Source organism: Corallococcus sicarius (genome assembly GCF_003611735.1).
GTDB classification, from domain to species: Bacteria; Myxococcota; Myxococcia; order Myxococcales; family Myxococcaceae; genus Corallococcus; species Corallococcus sicarius.
On record NZ_RAWG01000402.1, the window covers coordinates 1 to 7,029 of the forward strand.

General features: G+C 71.8%; 8 protein-coding genes. 4 read left to right on the plus strand and 4 right to left on the minus strand.

Features of this window, described 5'->3' with window-relative positions; genetic code table 11:
- Positions 1-151: 151 nt before the first annotated feature.
- Positions 152-835 (plus strand): hypothetical protein, encoded by a 684-nt coding sequence (locus tag D7X12_RS36955; protein WP_120629900.1) that lies wholly within the window; start codon positions 152-154, stop codon positions 833-835.
- Between the two features lie 37 nt (positions 836-872).
- On the opposite strand, the gene D7X12_RS36960 is transcribed toward D7X12_RS36955, so the two are convergent.
- Positions 873-1,328 carry a hypothetical protein gene (locus tag D7X12_RS36960; protein ID WP_120629901.1) on the minus strand — a complete coding sequence of 152 codons (456 nt, stop codon included), beginning with the start codon at positions 1,326-1,328 and terminating at the stop codon, positions 873-875.
- A 394-nt stretch (positions 1,329-1,722) separates the two neighbouring features.
- Between D7X12_RS36960 and D7X12_RS36965 the strand changes: the two genes are divergently transcribed.
- From D7X12_RS36965 to D7X12_RS36975, 3 genes are all read left to right on the plus strand, one after another.
- Entirely contained in the window at positions 1,723-2,676 is a 954-nt protein-coding gene (locus D7X12_RS36965; protein WP_120629905.1) for an ArsA family ATPase, read from the plus strand.
- Complete coding sequence (locus tag D7X12_RS36970; protein ID WP_120629902.1) at positions 2,673-3,782, plus strand: ArsA family ATPase; 1,110 nt, start codon at positions 2,673-2,675, stop codon at positions 3,780-3,782. The genes D7X12_RS36965 and D7X12_RS36970 overlap by 4 nt, the downstream gene beginning before the upstream one ends.
- Before the next feature lie 144 nt (positions 3,783-3,926).
- Positions 3,927-4,940: a CBS domain-containing protein gene (locus D7X12_RS36975; RefSeq protein WP_120629903.1), complete on the plus strand. Its 1,014-nt coding sequence runs from the start codon at positions 3,927-3,929 to the stop codon at positions 4,938-4,940.
- Between the two features lie 22 nt (positions 4,941-4,962).
- Here D7X12_RS36975 and D7X12_RS36980 read toward each other — a convergent pair whose 3' ends face one another.
- The 3 genes from D7X12_RS36980 to D7X12_RS36990 all read right to left on the minus strand — a co-directional run.
- Positions 4,963-5,766 carry a Rieske (2Fe-2S) protein gene (locus D7X12_RS36980; RefSeq protein ID WP_120629904.1) on the minus strand — a complete coding sequence of 268 codons (804 nt, stop codon included), beginning with the start codon at positions 5,764-5,766 and terminating at the stop codon, positions 4,963-4,965.
- Positions 5,763-6,338, minus strand: coding sequence for a YceI family protein (locus tag D7X12_RS36985; RefSeq protein ID WP_120629906.1), 576 nt, complete (start codon positions 6,336-6,338; stop codon positions 5,763-5,765). Before D7X12_RS36985 ends, D7X12_RS36980 begins: the two co-directional genes overlap by 4 nt.
- Positions 6,339-6,418: 80 nt before the next feature.
- Positions 6,419-7,029: hypothetical protein (locus tag D7X12_RS36990; protein ID WP_120629907.1), on the minus strand; the 611-nt coding region annotated here is incomplete at its 5' end.

Here is a 7,029-nt window from a genome sequence, read left to right on the forward strand (position 1 = left end):
GGGTCTGACATCCAACGGACAGCGGGAACATGCCCCGGGAAGCACAAACCCCGGAACCTGCCCTCCGGGGCATGTTCCCGCTGTCCGTTGGATGTCAGACCCCCTGTGTACTGTGTACCTATTCCGACAGCCTTCCAGAGGGGGAATCACCGTGCCGGAGACCCGTGAAATGCCGCGAGTGTCGGTCAACAAGCTGGGCGAGTACCTCATCGCGACGCCTGCCCGCAGGAAGCGCATCATCCACGACCAGAAGCACCCGCCGGACGCCCAGTACCTCCGCTACCCGGAGGCGTCCCACGCCGTCACCGAGTTCCTCTGCCGGGGCCTGGACATGAACGTGCTCCGGGAGGCCCAGCGCCGGTTCGCCTGCGCGGTGCCGCAGTCGGAGTTCGAGGCGCAGCGCATGCAACTGTGTTCAGAGGCGCTGGAGCGCTTCGCGGACCTGGTGCCGTGGTTGGATTTGGACGACGCCATCATCAGCGCCGTGGGCGCGGAGCCGCCCGTGCTGGAGATGGCGGGCGTCACCATCAGCGTGCGCCCGGAGGTCGTGGTGCAGCGCCTGGACAAGCAGGGCAACCCGCGCGTGGGGTTGATGAAGCTCTACTTCTCCAAGACGCACCCGCTGGACGAGCGCTCGGGGCAGTACATTGGCACGCTCTTGCAGCGCTTCGCGGAGCAGCACCTGTGCCGGCTGGGCCCGGCGGACCACCGGCTGATGACCGTGGTGGACGTGTTCGCGGGGTCGCTCTACGTGGCGCCGCGTGCGCACATCCGCCGGCTGGGCGACGTGGTGCTCGCGTGCGAGGAGATCGCCGAGCGCTGGGCCGTCCACTGACGTCCCCGCAGGCCCCTCGCGCCCGCCTCACCCAAGCTCAGGTGGCCGGAGACGCGGGCGGCAGGGGCTGACGCTGGCGGTGCGCCTGAAGCCACGCGCGGGCCTCGCCGCTGGTCTCCAGGAAGCGGGCCTCCAGCTTCGTGTCGCCGGTGAACTGGAGCGCCACCACCAGGGCCTGCATCACGTCGCGCTGCGCGCGGTTGCCGCCGTAGAAGATGACGGCGCGGAACCACTCGGGGCGCAGGTTCCCGGCCAGGTACTTGCGCGGCGCCACCGACAGCGCGGGGCCCTCCGTCATGGGCCCCATGGCGCTGCCCAGGTCCACCACGAGGTAGAAGGGCCCGCCCGGGTCGGTCGTCAGCTCGTGGAACACGCCCATGAGCTGGCGCACCTCTTCGTCGCCGAACGCACCGCGGACCGTGGCCCAGACGATGTCGGCGGACTCCAGCACGATGCGCTGTGCCCCGAAGACCCACTCCCGCAGCGCTCCCATCAACCTCCTCCACGCATAAGCCCCGAGGGTACCGAAAACGGGAGCAACGTCACTACTTCGTCACGACCTCTTTGCGGGTGACGCACGGCCATGCGACCTGCCGGGTCGCATGCACCGTCGCGGGCCAGGTGGCTCCCTGGGATGGGTGCGCCTGCGTCGTCGCGTGCCGGACACTCACGCACGGTGGAAAGGCGCCGGGTGAACGCCCCACGCGGTGCCCCTGCCCGGCAGGTGGGGAGGGGTCTGCCGGGTGGTGAACAGAAGCCGCTATGATTGCCGGCAGGCGGCCGTGCGGACGGCCGCCGAGGTCGCATCACCGGGCGGTTGTCGGGATGCGCCTCCTTGCTCACTGTGAAGTGTCGCGCGCGCGATGGCGCGGGCGGATGGGGGCGTGGTGCTGGACTCGCTGTGGAACAGACGCGCCGTGCTCGTGTCGGGCAAGGGCGGCGTGGGGAAGACGACGCTGTCCGCGGCCATGGCCGTGGCGGCGGCGCGCTCCGGGCGTCCGGTGCTGCTGGCGGAGCTGTCCCCGGACGAGGGCGGTCCGTCCACCCTGGCGGCGCTCGTGGGCGCGAAGGAGGCCGGCGCCAAGGTGGTGCCGGTGCGGCCCAACCTGTCCTTCGTGCGCCTGGCGGCCTCGGAAGGACACCGCCAGTTCCTGGAGGAGACGCTGCCGGTGAAGTGGCTGGCGGATGCCGCGCTGCGTTCGCGCGCGCTGCGGCGCTTCCTGGAGGCCGGCCCGGCGCTGAAGGAGATGGGGCTGCTGTACCAGATGCTCACGCTGGTGCGGCGCGCGCACCCGGATGGCCGCCCCATGTACCCGCTGGCGGTGGTGGACCTGCCCGCCACGGGCCACGCGCTGGCGCTGGCCACCCTGCCCCGGAGCGTCCTGTCGCTGATGCCCGGCGGGCCCATTGGCCGCGCGGTGCGCGAGGGGTTGGACCTGCTCCAGGACCCCACCCGCACGGGCGTGGTGCTCACCAGCCTGCCGGAGCCCCTGCCGGTGAGCGAGACGCTGTCCATGGCCCGCGAACTCAAGGACGTGGGGCTGCCCCTGTCCGCCGTGTTGCTCAACCGGCTGCCGGAGGACCCCTTCACGCCGGAGTCGCGCGCGGCGCTGGACCGGCTGTTGGAGACACACGGTCCGCACCGGGGCCAACGTGCACTGGAGCGGCTGGAGCGCGCCCGGGAGGCCCGGAAGCGGCTGGCCGAGGACACGTCCGTGCCACAATGGGGGCTGCCGGAGCTGGCGCTCACCGGGATGGCCCTGGTGGAGCGGCTGGCGGAGCTGCTGCTGCCTACACTCGAAGAGGCCGCCCATGCTGGCGGCCGGGAGGCCACGCCATGAACCTGGACGGAATGCTGCGCGACAAGCGGGTCATCGTCCTGTGCGGCGCGGGAGGCGTGGGCAAGACGACGACGGCGGCGGCGCTGGGCGTGGCCGCGGCCCGTGCGGGGCGCCACGTGCTGGTGCTCACCATCGACCCGGCGCGCCGGCTGGCGGAGGCCATGGGCCTGAAGGAGAACGGCCCGGAGCCCACCACCGTCCCGCTGGAGCGCCTGTACGCGGACGGCCCCGTCGGCGAAGGCCGGCTGGACGTGTGGATGCTGGAGCCGCGCATCGTCTTCGAGCGGATGGTGCGCAAGCTGTCCGCCACGGAGAGCGCCGCGCGCGCCATCCTCGACCATCGCCTGTACCGCTTCCTGTCGGAGCTCGTCGCGGGCGTGCAGGAGTACGCCGCCGCCGAGGCCCTGGACGGCTTCCTCGCGGAAGGCCACTACGACCTCATCCTCCTGGACACGCCGCCCAGCCGCCACGCGCTGGACTTCCTGGAGGCCCCGGGCCGGCTCGCGCGCTTCCTGGATGAGCGGGTGGTGTCCCTCTTCGGTCCCGACTCGGGCCGCACCGGCCGGCTGTGGCAGGGCGCGCAGGCGCTGGTGGGCAAGGTGCTGGATGGCATCTTCGGCGGCGGCTTCGCGCAGGAGATGCGCACCTTCGTGGGCGCCTTCGGCGGCCTGTTCGCCGGCATCCGCCTGCACACGGAGCGGCTGCGCGAACACCTGACGTCCAAGGACGCGGCCTTCCTGCTCGTCACCTCGCCGGAGGCGGCCGCGATGCGCGAGGCCACCTTCTTCCGCGACGCGCTCCAGGCGCGCGGCCTGCCCTTCGCGGGCTACGTGCTCAACCGCAGCTGGGCGCGCGAGGACGGGCTCGCCCCGGCCGCCAACCTGAAGCCCCACGCGAACAACTCCACGGACACCGACGCCGTGCTCGCGCTGGAGCACCTGGCCGGCGTGGAGGACGCGCGCGCGAAGGCGCACCGCTCGCTGCTGGACCGGCTGGCGGAGGGGCTGCCCCTGGGTGCGCTGGCCATCGCCGCGCCGGACGCGGGCGCGGACCTGGAGGACTTCCGGGGCCTCGTCCACCTGGGTGACGCGCTCACCGTCGCCTGACGCGGACGCAGAGCGGACAGGCGACCGTCGCCGCTCCTGACCGGCCGGGCCTTTGCGCCCTCCGGTCGGCTTCCCATGTTCGTCTGGCGAGTTTGCCAGACAAGCTCGCCAGACGGGTTCGGCGGGCGAGGAGGCCTGCGACACATGGGGACCAGGGACCACCGCAACGGAAACGGACATCCGGCACCGCTGGGCCGCGCGGATATCTCCACGCCGCCCACCGACGCCATGGCCACGCACCGCTCGCCGGACGTGGCCCCGCCGGGCTCGCGCGAGCGCGCCGAATCCGACGTGAGCGGTTGGAGCTCCGCCCGCGAGGAGGAGGCCTCCGTGCGCCAGGGCCGCTTCCACCGCGCCGCCGAATTGCGTCTGGCCCGGGTGCGCACCGCCCAGGTGGATGACGCCAGCTTCTGGCGTGGAGGGCACGAGGACGAGCGCGGCGGAGGCACCCCTGGCTCCTACGGCCCCTACGGCCGCGATGACCGGGACCCGCGCGTCGCCACCGGCCAGGGCCCCCTGAGGACGCAGGGTGAACAGGAGCGCGAGCAGCCCCGCCAGCCCGCCAACTTCCGCGAGTGGGACCGCACCGGCTACGGCGGCGAGGAGCCGCTCTTGCGCGACCGTCCGCCCCAGCCGTCACGCGAGCAGCCCGTCCGCGCCACCACCGCCACGGCCACGGCCACGACATCGCGCCGGCGCTGGCAGCGCGAGCCGCTCACCGCGCGCGACATCATGACCCGCACGGTGCGCACCGCCCGCCGCGACAGCACCCTGCGGGAAGTGGCGCAGCTGATGAAGGACGAGGACTGCGGCGTGGTGCCCATCGTGGACGCGGACGGGCGGCTGGTGGGGCTCGTCACCGACCGGGACCTCGCGGTGCGAGGCTTCACCCACGGGCGCGCCGTGGAGGCGCTGCGGGCCGCGGACGTGATGTCGGAGGACATCGAGGCGGTGCTGCCGGAGGAGGACCTGCACGGCGTCATCGACCTGATGGGCCGCCGCCAGGTGCGCCGCGTCCCCGTGGTGGAGCCCGACGACCGGCTCGTGGGCATCATCGCGCTGGGGGACATCGCGAGCCGCGCGGATCAGGACGAGGAGCTGCAGGACGCGCTGGAGCGCATCTCCTCGCGGCGCTCGTTCTGGAGCCGGCTGCGCTGACAGCCGGCTTCCGCGCCGCACCTCACGCGATGGTGACGACCACCCCGGACGCGTTCTCCGCCACGGTGAACTTCTTGAGGTCCAGGGTGGCCGCGCCCCCCGGTGTCACGACGCCCGTCTTGCTGAAGGTGGACGCGTGGCACGGGCACAGGAGCCCCTCGACGCTCGGCTCGAACCCCACCTCGCAGCCCTGGTGGGTGCAGACGGAGTCCACCGCCGAGTAGGTGCCGTCCTCGAGCTTGAAGATGAACACCCGCTTGCCGTAGCCGGTGGGCGTGCCGCTCACCATGCCGCCCACGTCCCGGAGGGCGGGGAACTGCTCGAACGTGAGCGTCAGCGTGCCGTTGACGACGGTGGGGAACGTCGTGTCACCGGACTTGAGCGCGATGCTCAGCACCTGCGTGCCCGCGTTGTACGTGGCCACGTACGCCTTGAGGGGCACGGTGGCGGGCGCGTTCGTCACGGCCCCCGTGATGGAGAACTTCGACAGGTGGCAGGGGCACACGGCCTCCTTGCCATCGAAGCCCATGGGGCAGCCCACGTGGGTGCAGGTGGCGGACAGCACCGCGTAGACGTTCTCCTCCGGGTGCACCACCAGCAGGTTCTCCTGCCCGGAGCCCCCCGGGAAGCGCAGCGTCACCGAGCCGCCCGTGCGGGACAGGTCCGGGTAGCGCGGCACCACCAGCGCCACGATGCCGTCCTCGCCGGGCGTGGGCACGTCCAGCACCGGAGAGGGGTCGATGTCCGGCGCGCACGCGGGCAGCCCCGCGACGACGGCGCCCGTGCCCAGCACCTTCTTGAAGAAATCACGACGCGACGAGCTCACGTCCCCTCCACGAAGACGAGGTGGGGCTCCAGCACCAGCTCATCTTCCACCTTCACCAGCAGCAGCGAGGGGCGCTCGATGTTGTAGCCCTCCAGGCTGATCTTGAAGGTGCCGTCGGCGGTGGCCTCCTTGGCGGAGGTGAAGTTCACCGTCAGGGGCAGCTCCACGTCCTTCGTCACGCCGTGGAAGGTGAGCTTGCCCTTGAGGGTCACCGGCACCTTGGCCGGGAAGCTCTCGGGGGTCTTCACGCCGGTGGCCACGCCCTTGAAGTCGATGAGCGGATACTTCGCCGCCTCCGTCACCTCCACCATGTGCGTGTCGCGGTTGGCGTTGCCGGAGTCGAAGTCCTTCACCTGCGCACGCACGGCCACCTGGAGCGTGCCGTCCGGCTTCAACACGGCCTTGCCCTCGCTGGGCTTCGCCTTGCCGGAGACGGTGTGCATCTTGTGGATGAGCTTGTAGGTGAGGGAGCTGCTGTCCTTCTTCACTGAGTACAGCCTGGCGGTGCTCTGCGCCGCGGCGGGGAGCGCGAGCAGCAGGGCAGCGAGCGTGGCGAGTCGTCGAGCAATCACGGCGTCCTCCAAGGGGGATACGGCTCTCCTTCCGCACAACGGCCTGCGGGCGGAGACATTCACGACAGGGGGATTGAGGGTCAGAAGGTGAGCGTCACGATGCCCGCGGCGACACAGCCCAACGTGGCATAGCCGACCACCTGGTGCGCGGTGGCGAACCGGCGCTCATCCAGCTCGCCGTAGTTGCGGGTGGCCAGGATGCCCAGCACCGCCTGCGTCAGCATGCCGACGGTGGCCATGCTCATGAAGATCTTGTGGAACGTCACGGTGTCGAAGCGGAACTCACGCTCCACCGGATCCGGCGCCAGGATGCCCAGCGTGCCCACGGTGGCGAACAGCAGCGACGTGCCGACGACGACGCCCCGGTGCCACGCGAGCAGGGAACGGTCATCCCCGCCGCCGCGGAACGAGCGGTTGAACTGGATCTGCCCCAGCACGGTGGCCGCGGTGAGGCCACCCGCCATCCCCAGCCCCAGGCCCTGGTGCAGCTTGAGCATGGTGCGCCGCGTCTTGAGCTTGCTCTCCAGCTCCGGATCCAACAGGCCCGCCGTGGCGTCCGCCTCCGGCTGCAGCAGGTCGAAGTCCAGGTCGGGCTCCGACGACGGGGTGATGGAGGCCGGGGCCTCCGGCGTGGCGGGCACGGGCGGCGTCACGTCCGGGGTCACCGGCTGCGGCGCGGCGGGGGCGGAAG